At 67.2% G+C, this 16030-nt stretch carries 13 protein-coding genes and 2 tRNA genes; 5 read left to right on the forward strand and 10 right to left on the reverse strand.

Translation table 11 applies throughout. The features are described from left to right. Positions 1-37: 37 nt before the first annotated feature. The 6 genes from ftsX to CVV72_RS22810 all read right to left on the reverse strand — a co-directional run bounded on the left by ftsX (position 38) and on the right by CVV72_RS22810 (position 4508). Complete coding sequence (gene ftsX, locus CVV72_RS22785) at positions 38-931, reverse strand: permease-like cell division protein FtsX (RefSeq protein ID WP_125680480.1); 894 nt, start codon at positions 929-931, stop codon at positions 38-40. 51 nt (positions 932-982) lie between these two features. Further along, positions 983-1672: a cell division ATP-binding protein FtsE gene (gene ftsE / locus CVV72_RS22790; RefSeq protein WP_005168409.1), complete on the reverse strand. Its 690-nt coding sequence runs from the start codon at positions 1670-1672 to the stop codon at positions 983-985. A 135-nt stretch (positions 1673-1807) separates the two neighbouring features. Beyond that, positions 1808-2911 (reverse strand): peptide chain release factor 2, encoded by a 1104-nt coding sequence (prfB, locus tag CVV72_RS22795; protein WP_219145734.1) that lies wholly within the window; start codon positions 2909-2911, stop codon positions 1808-1810. Between the two features lie 66 nt (positions 2912-2977). After that, the gene (locus CVV72_RS22800) at positions 2978-3478 is read right to left on the reverse strand and encodes a PadR family transcriptional regulator (protein ID WP_219145735.1); all 501 of its coding nucleotides are present in this window, start codon (positions 3476-3478) and stop codon (positions 2978-2980) included. 279 nt (positions 3479-3757) lie between these two features. Next, positions 3758-3831: transfer RNA gene (locus CVV72_RS22805), tRNA-Met, on the reverse strand. A gap of 83 nt (positions 3832-3914) precedes the next feature. Next, positions 3915-4508, reverse strand: a complete 594-nt coding sequence (locus CVV72_RS22810) for a TetR/AcrR family transcriptional regulator C-terminal domain-containing protein (RefSeq protein WP_219145736.1) — start codon at positions 4506-4508, stop codon at positions 3915-3917. A 93-nt stretch (positions 4509-4601) separates the two neighbouring features. Between CVV72_RS22810 and CVV72_RS22815 the strand changes: the two genes are divergently transcribed. Then, positions 4602-6056: an FAD-dependent monooxygenase gene (locus CVV72_RS22815; protein ID WP_219145737.1), complete on the forward strand. Its 1455-nt coding sequence runs from the start codon at positions 4602-4604 to the stop codon at positions 6054-6056. Positions 6057-6244: 188 nt separating this feature from the next. Here the strand turns inward: CVV72_RS22815 and CVV72_RS22820 are convergent. Both CVV72_RS22820 and CVV72_RS22825 read right to left on the reverse strand, forming a co-directional pair. Next, positions 6245-6318: transfer RNA gene (locus CVV72_RS22820), tRNA-Met, on the reverse strand. Positions 6319-6385: 67 nt separating this feature from the next. Next, entirely contained in the window at positions 6386-9364 is a 2979-nt protein-coding gene (locus tag CVV72_RS22825; protein WP_219154064.1) for a UPF0182 family protein, read from the reverse strand. 174 nt (positions 9365-9538) lie between these two features. On the opposite strand from CVV72_RS22825, the gene CVV72_RS22830 reads away from it, so the two are divergent. Beyond that, a complete protein-coding gene (locus CVV72_RS22830) occupies positions 9539-10087 on the forward strand; it encodes a PPA1309 family protein (protein ID WP_219145738.1) in 549 nt (182 codons plus the stop codon). 128 nt (positions 10088-10215) lie between these two features. Here the strand turns inward: CVV72_RS22830 and CVV72_RS22835 are convergent, their stop codons facing one another. Next, complete coding sequence (locus CVV72_RS22835; RefSeq protein WP_219154065.1) at positions 10216-11220, reverse strand: PDZ domain-containing protein; 1005 nt, start codon at positions 11218-11220, stop codon at positions 10216-10218. A 203-nt stretch (positions 11221-11423) separates the two neighbouring features. Between CVV72_RS22835 and CVV72_RS22840 the strand changes: the two genes are divergently transcribed. Next, entirely contained in the window at positions 11424-12773 is a 1350-nt protein-coding gene (locus CVV72_RS22840) for a zinc-dependent metalloprotease (RefSeq protein WP_219145739.1), read from the forward strand. Positions 12774-12779: 6 nt separating this feature from the next. Here the strand turns inward: CVV72_RS22840 and CVV72_RS22845 are convergent, their stop codons facing one another. Next, on the reverse strand, positions 12780-13343 hold the full coding sequence (locus CVV72_RS22845; protein ID WP_034322173.1) for a M48 family metallopeptidase: 564 nt from the start codon (positions 13341-13343) through the stop codon (positions 12780-12782). A gap of 163 nt (positions 13344-13506) precedes the next feature. On the opposite strand from CVV72_RS22845, the gene CVV72_RS22850 reads away from it, so the two are divergent. Both CVV72_RS22850 and CVV72_RS22855 read left to right on the forward strand, forming a co-directional pair. Then, complete coding sequence (locus CVV72_RS22850) at positions 13507-14541, forward strand: hypothetical protein (protein ID WP_219145740.1); 1035 nt, start codon at positions 13507-13509, stop codon at positions 14539-14541. Positions 14542-14618: 77 nt separating this feature from the next. Beyond that, complete coding sequence (locus CVV72_RS22855; RefSeq protein ID WP_219145741.1) at positions 14619-15959, forward strand: AarF/ABC1/UbiB kinase family protein; 1341 nt, start codon at positions 14619-14621, stop codon at positions 15957-15959. Positions 15960-16030: the final 71 nt, after the last annotated feature.

A 16030-nucleotide genomic window follows, 5' to 3' on the forward strand; every position in this document is an offset into this window, starting at 1 on the left:
TGAGTTTCTGTGTTCGGGCAGGTGGTTATCGGGGCGGCTAGTGGCGCACGTACAGGCGCAGCGTCACGTAGCCGGTGATCGCCGAAATGACGATCGAGACGGCGAGCAGGATCGGCGCCACCGGGAACAGCAATTCGAGCATGCCGACCGCGGGGAACACGTCCCCGGTGAGCACCAAGTCGAGCAACAGCACCTTGGTGAGCACGAGGAACACGATGCCGATGATCGCACCGACCAGGCCGGCGACCACCGCCTCCAGGAGGAACGGCAGCTGCGTGTACCAGCGGGTCGCGCCGACCAGCCGCATGATGCCGACCTCGGTGCGCCGGGTGAATGCCGACACCTGGATCGTGTTGGCGATCAGCAGCAGCGCGGCGATGGCCATGATCAGCGCGGCACCGAAGGCCAGGTTCCGCACCCCGTTGAGCGCGTTGAACACGCGGTCCAGTGCCTTCTGCTGGTCGTCGACCTTGCTGACGCCCGGTTTGCCGGTGTACTCCTGGATGATCGCCTGGCTGCGCTCGGGGTTCTTCAGCTTGACGTGCAGCGACGCGGGCAGCGCCTCCGGCCCGGTCAGCGCGAGCAGTTCCGGCTGGCTCTCGAACATCTTCTTGAACCGCTCGTAGGACTGCTCGCGGTTCTCGAAGACGACCGACTCGACGCCGTCGTTGCCCTGCAGGTCCTGGCGCAGCGACTGGCAGGCGGACTGCGAGCAGTTCGGGTCACCCGCGCTGATGTCGTTGACCAGATAGACCGAAACCTCGACGTCGGCGAGGAAGTTGGCCTTCATCTTGTCGATCGTGCCGACCGCCAGCAGGCCGAAGCCGAGCATGGCGAGGGAGACCGCGGTGGTGAGGATCATCGCGATGGTCATCGTGACGTTCCGGCGCAAGCCGGTGACTACCTCGCTGAAGACGAAACTGGCGCGCATCGGGGTTGATGTCCCTTGGAAGTCGTGGGTTACGGAGGAGGGCGGGGCCGGTCAGCGGCCGATGCCGTAGACGCCTCGGGCGTCGTCACGGATGACCTTGCCGAGCTGGAGCTCGACGACCCTTCGCCGCATCGAGTCCACGATCGAATGGTCGTGGGTGGCCATCAGCACCGTCGTGCCGGTGCGGTTGATCCGCTCCAGCAGCAACATGATGTCCTGGCTGGTGTCGGGGTCCAGGTTCCCGGTCGGCTCGTCGGCGAGCAGCACGAGCGGGCGGTTCACGAAGGCGCGGGCGATCGCGACGCGCTGCTGCTCACCACCGGAGAGTTCGTTGGGGAGACGGTCGGCCTTGCCGTCGAGGCCGACGAGTTCGAGCACCTCGGGCACGACCTTGCGGATCGTGGGGCGCGGCTTGCCGATGACTTCGAGCGCGAAGGCGACGTTCTCGGCGACGGTCTTGTTCGACAGCAGACGGAAGTCCTGGAACACGCAGCCGATGGTCTGCCGCAGTCGCGGCACCCGGCGACGGGCGAGCTTGGCGACGTCGAAGTTGGAGACCATGACGCGACCCTTGCTCGGCACCTCTTCGCGCAGCAGGAGACGCAGGAAGGTCGACTTCCCGGATCCCGAAGGACCGATCAGGAAGACGAACTCGCCTTTGTCGATCTCGACCGACACCCGTTCGAGGGCGGGACGGGTCGAGGTCTTGTAGACCTTGGAAACCTCTTCGAGCCGGATCACGGTTCGGCATACTACCCATGCCCGTCGTTAAGCCCGGGTAGCCCGGTCCCGGCGGCCAAGCGAGCAAGGGACCTTTGCTCTCACTCTCTCTCGGAAAGTGAGAGCAAAGGTCCCTTGCTCTCTCACGCAGGGTTGCTACGCGGCTCCGGACTGCTTGCGCCAGCGGATGCCGGCCTCCAGGAAGCCGTCGATCTCGCCGTCGAGCACGGACGACGGGTTGCCGACCTCGAACTCGGTCCGCAGGTCCTTGACCATTTGGTACGGGTGCAGCACGTAGGAGCGCATCTGGTTGCCCCAGCTGGAGCCGCCGTCCTTGAGCGCGTCCATCTCGGCGCGCTCCTCCTCCTTCTTCCGCTGCAGCAGCCGCGCCTGGAGGACCTTCATCGCGGCCGCCTTGTTCTGCAGCTGTGACTTCTCGTTCTGACACGACACGACCACGCCGGTCGGGATATGCGTGATCCGCACCGCCGAGTCCGTCGTGTTCACGCTCTGGCCACCGGGGCCGGACGAGCGGTACACGTCGACGCGGATGTCCTTCTCGGGGATGTCGACGTGATCGACCTCCTCGACCTCGGGCATCACCTCGACGTGCGCGAAGGAGGTCTGGCGGCGGCTCTGGTTGTCGAACGGCGAGATGCGCACCAGCCGGTGGGTGCCCTGCTCGACCGAGAGCGTGCCGTAGACGTAGGGCGCCGTCACCTTGAAGGTGGCGGACTTGATGCCCGCTTCCTCGGCGTAGGAGATGTCGTAGACGTCCGTCGGGTAGTTGTGGCGCTCGGCCCACCGCAGGTACATCCGGAGCAGCATCTCGGCCCAGTCGGCCGCGTCGACGCCACCCGCTTCGGACCGGATGGTGACCACGGCGTTGCGCGGGTCGTACTCACCCGAGAGCAGCGTGCGGACCTCGAGCCCGTCAATGTCCTTGGTGAGCGCCGTGAGCTCGGACTCGGACTCGGCCACGCTGGCGGAGTCGCCCTCTGCCTCGGCCAGTTCATAGAGAACGCCCAGGTCGTCGAGCCGCTGCCGCAGCTCGGAAATGCGTCGCAGCTCACTCTGCCGGTGGGACAACTGGCTGGTGACTTTCTGCGCCGCTTCGGGGTCGTCCCAGAGGTTCGGGCTGGATGCCTGTTCCTCCAGCTCGGCCACCTGGGCACGCAGCGCATCCAGGTCCATCACCGACTCGATCTGCGTCAGCTTGCCGGCCAGGTCCTTCAGTGCCGCATCGAACTCATCACTCACGTCGGCCAAGGTTACGGCAAAACCCACGACCGGTTGCGGGGAACCGGTCGTGGGCACCTGTCCGGGTCAGGACTGGGGGATGGAATCCAGCAGTTTCAGTGCGGCTTTCGCCTGCGCCTGCGCGAACTCGGCGACGGCCTTGGCGTACGGGCCGTCGGCGGCCTTCGTGGCGGCCTTCGCCTCGTCGAGCTGCTGGGTGTAGCTCGCGCGGGCAGACTCGAGCAGGGCCGAGCGCTGCTTGACCGTCAGCGAACCGGCGTGCACGAGACGCAGGATAAGCGGGCTGCGGAGGTGGTCAGGACCGGCTTCGGTGGTCAGCCACGTCTTGAACGCCTTCTTGCCCGCCGCGGTGATGAGGTACTGCTGGCTCGACCGCGGGCCCTGCTTGCCGAGGCGGACGAGGCCCTCCTTCGACAAGGCGGGGAGCTCCCGGTACACCTGGCTGCGGGTCACGCTGAAGAAGGCGCCGAAACGCTCACCCGCCCCCGCGACCAGTTGCCCGCCCGTGGCGGGACCGTCGTGGAGAAGACCGAGCAGTGCGGCGGCTGTTGCATTCAATTCGGACACGTCCTCTACGGTCCCACTTTTCGGAACCTGTGTCCACTGTGGTCAGCACATCTGTCCATTGTGGCTAGTGATATGCGCTCATTCGGCCCAACGCACTACGCCTGTCCACAATGGACCGGACACGCTACGCAACCGGCCTTCGCCACGGACAGCGGTACGCGTCCCCCGCCCCGACCAACGACGGGGAGTGATCGCCCCGAGGGGCACACTTCGTACGAAACAGGGAAACAAAGAGGCGCGGGTCTGCGATTTCCGCAGACCCGCGCCTCGTTTTCTCTGTAGCGGGGACAGGATTTGAACCTGCGACCTCTGGGTTATGAGCCCAGCGAGCTACCGAGCTGCTCCACCCCGCGTCGTTGTGTCAATAGATTACAGGGGGGCGAAACCGCCTTTCAGGCGGGTACCCCTAACTTCCCGAAGAGCCTTTGACCAGCCGTTATGGCGCGACTTTGTCATCCAGCCAGCCGAAGACGCCGTTGAGCACCATGGTCAGCCCGTCGGCGAACCTGCCCTCGATGTCCTCGTCGAACACCCAGGCCGTGGGCGTGACGTCGTAACGCGGATCCCGTTCGCCCGGAACCGGGTAAACCGCCTGCTCTTCGATGGTGAAACCGATGACGTAGCTGTAGACGGTGAACAACGCCCGTCCGGCCAGGTACAGCTCCAGCCCCGCGTCGACGCGCCCTTGAAACGGATTGTCACCGAGAAGGCTGTCGTCGGTCAGGAAAGTCCCCGCGAACACCTTCGCCCCGTCACGGTAAGCGAGCATCATCCGGCGCAAAGCCCGTGATGCCAGCTCGAGAGCCTCCCGCTCCCCCGTACCTTCGGGAACCCGGCCCGGCATCGCGTCCGCGTACATCAGCGTCGCCATCTCGTCGAGCAACTCCTGCTTGTTCTTCACGTGCCAGTACAGCGCAGGAGCCTTGACGCCGAGTTCCTGCGCGATCAGGCGGAGCGTCAGCCCGTTGAGCCCGACGTCGTTGAGCAGCCGAAGCCCGGCACGGACGATGTCCTGCCTGGTCAGACCCACTTTTGCCTCTCTTTCCCATGGAAGCTCCTTGACAATTTAACGATGTTAAGGGCACGCTGACCGCAGGTCAATTTAACAACGTTAAGGAGTGGTATGAACAACCTGGGGACGGACGTGATCGTGGCCGGGGCGGGGCCGACGGGGCTGATGCTGGCCCACGAACTCGCGCTCGCCGGCGTCGATGTCGTGGTCCTGGAACGGCATCGCGAACGCACAGGACTGTCGAAGGCACTGAACCTGCAACCGCGGACCGCGGAAATACTGGAGCTGCGCGGACTTCTGGACGGCGCCGAGGAGCGTTCGTTCACGACCGTGCAGGACGGGCATTTCGCGATGATCCCCATCGGCTACGACGGCTGGGGCACTCGATTCCCTTTCCAGCTGGGGATTCCGCAAGCGCAGGTCGAGGCGTACCTGGAGGAACGGCTTGCCGCGCAAGGAACAAAGGTGAGCCGCGGCGCGGAAGTAATCGATTTCGTGCAGGAAAAGGACTTCGTCTCTGTTCGGTACCGAACAGACAGTGGCGAGAACCAGCTGCACGCGAAGTTCCTCGTCGGCTGCGACGGCGCCCGAAGCGTTGTACGCAAAGGACTCGACGTGGACTTTCCCGGTGTGGACGGTGAAGGTTTCGGGGTCGTCGCGGACGTCCTGTTCGACAAAATCCCCGCCGGTGCGCAAAAACAGTGGCGAACGATGCGGAACGTCGGCGAGCCGACCGGTGCGACCACGTTCAAAGGTCTGATTCCGCTGGGAGAACCGGGTCTCTACCGCTTCATCTACGGCGATCGAGCCTCCTGCCCCAAGGACATCCGGTCCGCCATCGCACACGACGAAGTCCGGCAAGCCCTGCTCGACTCGTACGGTGAGACCGCGACGGTGTCGGAAATCCGCTGGGCGTCACAGTTCTCCGACGCGGCGCGGCAGGCGGAGCACTACCGCGTCGGGCGGGTACTGCTGGCGGGCGATGCCGCGCATATCCACTTCCCGGCAGGCGGCCAAGGCCTGAACCTGGGCGTGCAGGACGCCATGAACCTGGGTTGGAAGCTCGCCGCGACCGTGCGCGGCTGGGCGGCCGATGACGACCTGCTCGACACCTACGAGGCCGAGCGGCACCCTGTCGGCGCCCAGGTGCTGCACAACGTCGCCGCTCAACTGGGGCTGACTCCGCGCTCTCACGAGTCACGCGCGCTTCGCGCCCTCTTCGGCGAGCTTGCGGAACTGCCCGAGGTGAGCCGCTACCTGTCGGGCATGGTTTCCGGCCTCGGGATCCGCTACACGACGCACGGGACTTCGCATCCCGCGCTCGGCTCGCGGCTCACCGACCAGGACGTCGCCACGGAGACCGGCCCGCTGCGGCCCAGCACACTCTTCCATGACGGTGGTTTCGTGCTCCTGACGACCTCTCAGGCCCACGTCGACGCCGCCCGGGCCCACGCCCCCTCGCCGCGTCTGGTCACTCAGCTGGTCACAGCGCTTCCGTGGCCGTCCACGGAAGCCGTCCTGTACCGCCCCGATGGCTATGCCTGCTGGGTCGCCCCCACGCGGTAGCAAAGGTCCCCCGCTCCCCACCGGTGATAGCAAAGGTCCCCCGCTACCTCTGGCACCCGCGCAACCCAACGCTTCGGGGGTCCAGGGGGCGGAGCCTCCCTGGCGGGGGTCCGGGGGTTCGACCCCCGGGGCAAATACGAAGGAGGCCCGTGTCTGCGTTTTCCGCAGACACGGGCCTCCTACCTCTGTAGCGGGGACAGGATTTGAACCTGCGACCTCTGGGTTATGAGCCCAGCGAGCTACCGAGCTGCTCCACCCCGCGTCGTGACACCTACCTTACGCCTGCGTTTCGAGCAGGCGCAAAGCAGGTGCCCTTTAGGTAAGCGACGTCACCCTCCAGGCTGGCCGGAGGTCGGAGGCGCACCGGATGCCGGCGGGGCGGCCTTGGCCGACTCGTAGGCCTTGGAGGCCGCTTCGAGTGCGGCCAGGGCGGCACCCTGGTCGGCGTAGTTCCCGGATTGCTGGGCGGCGCGGAACTTGACCCAGGCGTCGTGCATGTCGCCCGCGGCCTTGTCGAGCGCCGGGTTACCGCCGGCGGGCGGCTGCGGCGTCGACGTCCCCGGCGGCGGAGGCGTCGTGGGCCCAGGGGTGCCGCCGGTCTGCGGCGGTGTGACCCCGGAGCCCGTGCCCGCGCCGAAGACCTGGTCGAGCGCTTCGTTCAGCGTCGGCGCGAACCCGATCTTGGTGCCGTAGGAGACCAGGACACGGGCCAGCTGCGGATAGCTCAGCTGGTTCCGTTGCCGGATGTAGACCGGTTCCACGTAGAGGAAGCCGTTGGCGACGGGCAGCGTGATCAGGTTCCCGTAGGTGACGGTGACGTTCGGGTTGTTGAACAGAGTCCGGTCTTGAGCGACCCGTGGATCACTCTGGAATCGGTTCTGGACCTGAACGGGACCGTCCACCTGGGTGGATCCGCTGGCGCCTGTCGGCAATCTCAGGACGCGCATCTTCCCGTAGTCCTCGGGATCCGAAGACACCGACATCCAGGCCGCCAGATACTGCCGTTGGAGACCGGTCAGCGAACTGGTGAGCTGGAACCGCGACTTGGTGTCGCCTGGCGCGGTGGCCAGCACGTAGTAGCCGGGCTGGTTGGCGATCCCGGAGGCGGACGCGTTCACGCCGCCTTCCTGCGTCGGGTCCTGCGGAACGCTCCAGAAGGCCTGCTGAGCGTAGAACTCCGCGGGGTTGTTCACGTGATACTTCGACAGGAGTTCCCGCTGCACCTTGAAGAGGTCCTCGGGGTAGCGGAAGTGCGACCGCAGGTCCGGCGAGATCTCGCTGCTCGGCTTGACCAGGCCAGGGAAGACCTGCTTCCAGGCGTTGAGCACCGGCTCGTTGTCCTCGACGCCGTACAGGGTCACGGTGCCGTCGAACGCGTCGACGGTGGCCTTGACCGAGTTGCGGATGTAGTTGATCGAGGAGTTCGCCTGGCGGGTGGTGCCGCTGAGCGAGTCGTTGGTCGCCTGGCCGAGCTGGGTCTGCTGGGCGTACGGGAAGTTGTTCATCGTCGTGTAGCCGTCGACGATCCACTTGATCTTGCCGTCCACGACCGCCGGGTACGGGTCGCCGTCGAGGGTCAGCCACGGGGCGATCTTGGCGACCCGATCACGGGGTTCGCGGTTGAACATGATCTTGGATCCGTCGCCGATCGCGTCGGAGAAGAGGATGTTGCGCTCTCCGTACTCGGCGGCGAAAACGAGCCGGTTGAACCAGTTGTCGATCGGCACGCCGCCAGAACCCTTGTAGATGTAGGCGCGGTCGACCGCGGTGTCGTACTCGCCGGGTGCCTGCCCTGCCTTGCCTCCGACGATCGCGTACGCGGCGTCGGTCGCGAGCTCGCCGTAGTAGATACGGGGCTCGTCCACCTTGATGCCCGGCTTGTTCGGGTCCGTCGACCCGGCGCCCGCCGGGTTCTGGGTGTCGCTGGTGGTGGCGATCGGGTAACCGCCGTCGGAGTTGGCATCCTTCAGGGCGCGGTCGATCGTGTTGGCCGGCGCGGCGACGAAACCGTTTCCGTGCGTGTAGACGAGGTGCTTGTTGATCCAGTTCGTCTGGTTGCCGGTGAGGCCCTCGGTCTTGATCTCCTTGGCCGCGACGATGTAGTCCTGCGTGACCCCGTTGAGGGTGTAGCGGTCGATGTCCAGCTTGGACGGGAAGCCGTAGAAGTTCTCACGGCCGACGCGCTGGGTGAACGTGTCGCTGAGGACGTTGGGGTCGAGGAGGCGGATGTTCGGGACGGTCCCCTTGTCCGCCTTGATCTCCGCGGAGGTCGCCTCGGACTTGCCGGTGTAGTCCTTGTACTCGACATTGGTCAGGCCGAACGCCTGGCGCGTCGCGTCCATGTTGCGCTGGATCGACGCGGATTCCTTCTCGTTCGCGTTGGGCTTCACGGAGAACTGGTCGAGTACCGCGGGCCACGCGACGCCGACGAGCACGTTCGACAGGATCAGCAGCACCAGCGCGATAGCGGGCAGCTGCAGGTTGCGCAGGAACGCGCCGGCGAAGAACGCGACGGCACAGATCACCGAGATGCACAGAAGGATCAGCTTCGCGGGCAGAACCGCGTTCAAGTCGGTGTAGGTCGCACCGACGAACAGCGGAGCCCCCCGATCGGACAACAGAAGGTTGTAGCGGTCGAAGAAGTACTCGACCGCCTTCAGCAGCACGAAGATGCCGATGGTGATGGCGAGCTGGGCACGGGTCGGACCGGCGAGCTGGCCGCCCTTACCCGCGAGCCGGATGCCGCCGAAGATGTAGTGCGAGATCAGCGCGCCGAAGAACGCGATGACGACCGAGATGAACAGCCAGCCCAGGAGCCAGTTGTAGAACGGCAGGTCGAAGGCGTAGAAGCCGACGTCGTTGCCGAATTCGGGATCGGTCTGGCCGAACGGTGTGCCGTTCAGGAACAGCTGCACGACCTGCCAGTCGCTCTGCGCGGACGCGCCGGCGATGAGCCCGGTGAGCACCGGGATGCCGATGCCGAACAGGCGGATCCGGCCGACGATCGCCGACCGGTAGCGCGCGAGCGGGTCGTCGTTGCCGGAGATCGGCACGAAGACCGGCCTGGACCGGTACGCGATCATCAAGCTGACCGCGAGCGATCCTCCCACCAGGAGCCCTACTGCGAAGAACAAGACCACACGAGTGATCAGCACCGTGCTGAACACCGTGCGGGCGCCGACCTCGCCGAACCACAACCAGTCGACGTAGGTGTCCAGCAGTCTCGCCCCCAGCAGCAGGGCCAGAATGACGACGGCGGCGATGATCAGCAGTATCCGGCTGCGCCGGGACAGCTTCGGCAGGCTCACGGGGGGCCGAGTGGCCACTGCACACGCTCCTGGTTTGGTGAACTTTTCGCGGGGGCGCGCGTACCGCGTGCGGCCCCTGATGCTCTAACTCTACGGATGCCGTCGGAAGTTCCCGGAACCCGCCCAAACCGGACTCGGAAGGCCGCTGCCCCGGCCGCCTGGAACGATGTGCCAATGGCACCGAGTGAGCAGCAGGGCGTGGCCGGCCTGGCCCGCGAAGTCGAGGAGTTCGTCGCTTCGGGAGGCTGGGATCAGCCCCCGCAGTTGTTCGCGCTGGTCCCGACCGCGGCGCTGCTGGACGAACAACCCGAACTGGCCGGGCAACTCGACGCGTCGGCCCCGCTGACGCCCGTCGCGCAGGAGGCTCTGCCCGACGGTGACCTGGGTGAAGCGCTGGCACAGATAGCGTGGCCCGATCTGGTGCTGGGCTGCGCGCTCGCGCAGGAGATCATCGTGCTGCCGCCGGACGCCGAAGCCGAGCTTCCCGCCGTGCCCGAAACCGACGCCGAACGCCTGCGTCAAGCGGCCGCCGACCACCCGCGCCGGACCGAGGCCCGCCTCGTCGCGGCGGTGCTGCGGGATGGTGCCGGTGCGTGCGTAATGCGGCTTCGCGGTGCCGGGCAGCCCTCCGAGCCCGGTGACGTCCCTGTCGACGAGATCATCGAGAACCCGGAGCTGGCCCCGAACCTGCTCGAAGCACTGAAGGCAACCCTGCTGCCCTGACCTGCGAAAAGAGAGCAAGGGACCTTTGCTACCGCCGACCCGGGCGCGCGGCGAGCGATAGCAAAGGTCCCTTGCTCTCTTCCGGCAGCCCGCGAGGCGGTAGCAAAGGTCCCTTGCTTCCGCGGCGGTCAGCAGGTGGCGGTCGGCCTTCCCGCCTTGAGATTCTCGAGTTGCGCGATCGCCTCGTCCAGTGTGGACACCTTGATCAAGTTCAGCCCTTCGGGCGCGGCGGTCTTCGCCTCGGCGCAGTTGTGCGCGGGCACGAGGAAGTCGGTGGCGCCGGCCTCGCGAGCGCCGACCACCTTGAACGAGATGCCGCCGATCGCGCCGACAACGCCCTTCTCGGAGATCTCGCCCGTCCCGGCGATATGCCTGCCACCGGCGAGGTCGCCGGGCTCCATCTTGTCGACGATCGCGAGCGCGAACATCAGGCCCGCCGAGGGGCCACCGACGTCCTGCAGCGAGATCTTCACGTCGAACGGAACGTCGGCCCGGTCCACCGCGGTCAGGCCCATGAAGCCTTCCGGGCCGTCGGGTCGCTGCGCGAGCGTGAGCGGCACGGTGCGTTCGGCCTGCCCGTCGGATTTGAAAGTGATCTGGACGGTCTGCCCGGGCTTCGTTCCGTTGAGCGCGGCGCGCACCTCGGCCGCCTCGGTGACGGTCTTCCCGTTGACCACCAAAAGCCGGTCGCCAGGAGCGAGCACCTTGTCCGCGGGACTGCCGGAGACGATCGTCTTCGCGAGCACCTTCACCGGGAACTTGCGGCGCAGCGCGGCCACCTGGGCGGCGGTCTGCGAGTCCTGCAACTGCTGGATGTTCTCCTGCCGGACCTGCTCGTTGGTTTCACCCGGCTTGAAATACTCCTCGCGCGGCGCCAGCGCGTACCGGCCGCTCGCCCAGAGCCCGAGCGCGTTGAACAGCGTGATGCCGCCATCGCGCAGGGAGACCGTCGTCATCCGCAACTCGCCGGAGGTCTGGAAGATCTCGTGCCCGTTGACCTGGATCACGGACTGTCCGGCCGCGTCCTTGCCGAGCGTGTCGTAAGTCGGCCCGGGGCTGATCGCCACGTACGGCACGGGGATGAAGAACCCGACCAGCGCGAAGGCGACGAACAGCGCGCCGCTGACCAGCAGCGTCCAGCCGCGCCGGGTCAGCCGCCGGTCGGAGCGGTCCTGGTCACCCGCGGAGCTCGCACGGCTCCGCGATCCTGTGGTCTCCTCCGAGGGCTCTGTCACGCGTGACAGCGTACGGTGACGGTGTTCGCTTCTCGGTGAAGGCCACGCTCATCACTCCACTTGACGAGCTGTGAATCTCCGGACCCGCGTACGGTGGTGCCATGAGCAAACCCCCGTTCGGCTTCGGACCGCCCGATCCCGACAAACGAGGCGAGAACGAGCCGTCGGACTCCGGCGGCCAGCCCTCCGGCGCCGAGGCCTTCAATCAGCTCGGTCAGATGCTCAGCCAGCTGGGCCAGATGCTCAGCCAGGCCGGCAGCTCGACCGGGCCGGTCAACTATGACCTGGCGAAACAGATCGCGTTGCAGAACCTCAGCAGCAGCGGAACCGCCGACGTCCAACTCGGCTTTTCGTCGTCCAGCGGCGGCGATTCGAGCACGGCCGTCCGCGACGCCGCCCACCTGGCGGAACTGTGGCTGGACGCCGCGACGATCCTGCCCGCAGGGGCCACGACGACCGTCGCTTGGTCCGCGCGTACCTGGGTGGAGAAGACGCTGCCTACTTGGCAGCGGCTCTGTGACCCCGTCGCCCAGCAGGTCTCGGGCGCGTGGGTCCAGGCCCTGCCCGAAGAGGCCAAGCAGGCCGCGGGCCCGCTGCTCTCGATGATGGGGCAGATGGGCGGGATGGCCTTCGGCTCCCAGCTCGGTAACGCTCTCGCTCAGTTGGCTTCCGAAGTGCTCACCTCCACCGAGGTCGGTCTCCCGCTCGGCCCCGCGGCCACCTCCGCGCTGCTGCCGGCGAACATCGAGAAGTTCACCGAGGGCTTGGAGCTGCCGACCAGTGAGGTGCTGGTCTTCATCGCCGCGCGCGAGGCCGCCCACCAGCGACTGTTCGCCCATGTCCCCTGGTTGCGGCAGCGACTCCTGGCCACCGTCGAGGAGTTCGCGAGCGGCATCTCCGTCGACACTTCGGCGCTGGAGCAGCTCGCGGGCCAGATCGACCCGTCGAACCCGGCCAGCATCGAAGAGGCCATGTCCTCCGGCCTGCTCGAGCCGCAGACCTCGCCCGAGCAGAAGGCGGCGCTCAACCGCCTGGAAACCCTGCTCGCGCTGGTCGAAGGCTGGGTCGACGTCGTCGTCGCCGAGGCCATCGGCGACCGGCTTCCGGGCGCGGACGCGCTCCGGGAAACGCTACGCCGCCGCCGGGCCACGGGTGGCCCCGCCGAGCAGACCTTCGCCACCCTGGTCGGGCTTGAGCTCCGGCCAAGGCGGATGCGGGCGGCCTCCTCGCTGTGGAAGCTGGTCGGCGACCAGCACGGCATCGAGAAGCGGGACGGCCTCTGGTCCCACCCCGACCTCATGCCGACCGCCGACGACCTCGACGAGCCGCTCGACTTCTCCGAACGCCTCGGCGATGGCGAGTCGACGCTCGAAGGCATCGACCCGATCGCCGAGATCGAACGCACCGAGCGCGAGAAGAACAAGCCCAAGGGCGACGAAGAAGAGAGCTGAGGCACGTCAGTCCTCCGCCGCGATGCCCCATCCGGCGGCGGAGGACAGACCCTCCAGGAAGCCGATGGCGCGTTCGGTCTTGGGATAACGGCGAACGAGTTCCCAGAACGCCGCGTTGTGCCCTGGTTCCTTCAGGTGCGCGAGTTCGTGCACGAGGACGTAGTCCAGCACCCATGCCGGCACCCGGCGCAGACGATCACTGACCCTGATCGTCGCGTCGACCGGTGTGCAGGACGCCCACCTCGTCCTCATCGGCGGGACCCAGCGAACGCTCGCGGGTATCGCCTTCCCGTCCAGATACTTCGCCGAGAGCACGGCGCAGCGTGCCAACAGCGCCTCGTCCGAGGCTTTTGGCGGCGCGGCCTGCCGCGGGCCTTTGCGCAGCAGCTTGCGCTGCATCTCGGCAACCCAGTGCTTCTCCTCGGCCCGGGTCATCCGGGCAGGGATCAGCACGACGAGGGTGTCCTCGTCCCAGTACGCGGTGACGGTCCGGTGGCGGCGTTGGCTACGCCGTACCTCGACCTTGTGTTCGGGAGTGTCCGACGGATTCGTCGTGTCCCGGCCCCTCAATGAGGGCGTCCGTGCTTCGACCACTCGACCACGGTAAGGCCAGTCACCGACAACTCCGAGAGCCGAAAGGTCACAGCCTCCAGTTGTCCACAACGGGGCCAACCTGTGGATAACTCGCGTTCTTTCGGGCTGACGGACAGTGAGTGGGTGCGATCCTGCGATCATGAACCTGCGCGAACCGGACTTACGATCGATCATCCTGCCCGCCTTCCCCACCCTGCTTCCGGGGCTGGATGTGCTGGAACGGGGAAACGGCGAGATCCAGATCGGCCTCGACCCCGCACACGCCGTGGTGATCGCCGGCGTCGCCACCGAGGTGGCCGAAGCCCTCCGCGGGTTGGACGGGAAACAGGCCGCGGACGACATCGTGCTCGCGCAGAGCGAACACGACGAACAGCTGCGGGACCTGATGACGGATCTGACGGCCCGAGGTCTCGTGACCGATGCGGGCCAGTCCGAACGACATCCGAGACCGAGACCGGAGACAGGGCTCTGGTCGCTACGCGCCCGCCACCATCAGACGGCCATGACGGCCCGTCGCGGGCGCACCGCGGTGGCGATCCACGGTGACGGCAGGCTGGCGGTGGCCATCGCGGTCCTGCTCGCCAACGGCGGAATCGGGCACATCGACGTCCGGGCTTCGGGCACGGTTCTCGAAGGCGACCTGGGCTCGGGCTACACCGAAGCCGAAATCGGCATGCCCCGCCGGGACGCGATGGCTCAGGTCGTGCACCGCACCAGGGCGAGCACCGTGACAACGCGGCTCTACTCGGACCGGCGGCCGGAACTCGCCCTGCTCACCGACGCCGTGGTACCTGCTCCCGAGGTGGTCGACGAACTCGTCCGCGACGGCGTCAACCACCTCCCGGTGCGCGTCCGGGACGGGGTCGGCATCGTGGGACCTTTGGTGGTGCCCGGCCGCAGCAGCTGCCTGCGCTGCGCCGACCTGCACCGGGCCGGTCGCGACGACTCCTGGCCGCGGGTGGCGAGCCAGCTCGTCGGCCGCGTGCAGCGAGCCGATCTCGGCTCCGTTCAGGCCTGCGCCGCGCTCGCCGCAGCGCAGGCGCTCAGGCTTCTGTCCCCGAGCGATCATGCGCCGCCCGCTTGGAACGCCACGCTGGAGATCGACTTCTTCGACGGCAAGATCCGGCATCGCGACTGGCCGCCCCACAGCGCGTGCGGATGCGGTGCTCGGTGATACGGCAAGCGACGTAGCCCACATACACTCCCGCAACAGGCTGCGCGGGCGCAGTGAATCAAGGCAGAATCGCGAAGGTGACCGACTCCCGCAACGCCGAGGACCGTGAAGCCGCCATCCCCCGTAACGGGGCCGCGCGAACGGCGAAGCTGGCCAGTATCCCGCTCGGCATAGCGGGGCGGGCGGTCGGCGGCTGGGGCAGGCGGCTGACCGGGCAGAGCGCCGAAGAAGTCAACGCGACGCTGTCCGCCAAGGCGGCGGAGCAGCTCTTCGAGGTCCTCGGCACGCTCAAGGGCGGTGCGATGAAGTTCGGCCAGGCGCTGAGCGTCTTCGAGGCCGCGGTGCCGGACGAGATGGCGAAGCCCTATCGCGAGGCCCTGACGAAGCTTCAGGCCGCCGCGCCGCCCATGCCCGCCCGGCAGACCCACCGGGTCCTCGCCGAGCAGTTGGGGCGCACCTGGAAGCAGCGGTTCGCGGCCTTCGACGACGAGCCCGCCGCTTCCGCGAGCATCGGCCAGGTCCACCGCGCGACCTGGCACGACGGCCGCGAAGTCGCCGTCAAGGTGCAATATCCCGGAGCCGACGACGCCTTGCGGAGCGACCTCCGGCAGCTCCAGCGTTTCAGCAGGTTGTTCCAGGCGTTCGTGCCGGGGACCGAAGTGAAGCCGCTTCTGGCGGAACTCGCCGAGCGGATGAACGAAGAACTCGATTACCAGGCCGAAGCGCAGAATCAGCGTGCCTTCGTCAAGGCGTTCGAAGGTGTCTCCGGCTTCCTGATCCCCCGCGTGGTCGCCAGCGCGCCGAAGGTCGTCGTCACCGAGTGGGCCACCGGAACCCCGCTGTCGAAGATCATCGCCAGTGGCGACAAGGAGACACGAGACCGCGCCGGCCGCCTGCTCACCGAGTTCCACTACTCGTCGCCGGAACGAGCCCGGCTCCTGCATTCGGACCCCCATCCCGGCAACTTCATGCTGACCGCCGACGGCAGGCTGTGCGTCATCGACTTCGGCGGGGTGTCCCGGCTGCCCGAGGGGATCCCTCAGCACCTCGGCGAGATGACCAGGCTGGCGCTCGACGGCGAGTCCGCGAAACTGATGAAACTGCTCAGGGAATCCGGCTTCATCCGAGGCGACGCGGACTTGCGGGCCGATGACGTGCTCGCCTACCTGGCGCCGTTCACCGAACCGCTGGCGGGCGACACGTTCCACTTCACCCGTCGCTGGATGCAGCGACAGGCGGGCCGGGTCGGCGACACGCGCGGCCGGGATTTCCGGATCGGCCGCTCCCTCAACCTGCCGCCCGAGTACCTGATGATCCACCGGGTGACCGCCGGATCGACCGGCATTCTCTGTCAGCTCGACGCCGAGATCCCCGCCCGCGCGATCGTCGAACGGTGGCAGCCGGGCTTCGCGGCCTGAGAAGTTATCCACAGGGAACGGGGCGACAGAGCCGAAAACGGGGCTGCTCCGGCGAGTTGTCCACAAGTTCG

Source organism: Amycolatopsis sp. TNS106 (genome assembly GCF_019330265.1).
GTDB classification, from domain to species: domain Bacteria; phylum Actinomycetota; class Actinomycetes; order Mycobacteriales; family Pseudonocardiaceae; genus Amycolatopsis; species Amycolatopsis lurida.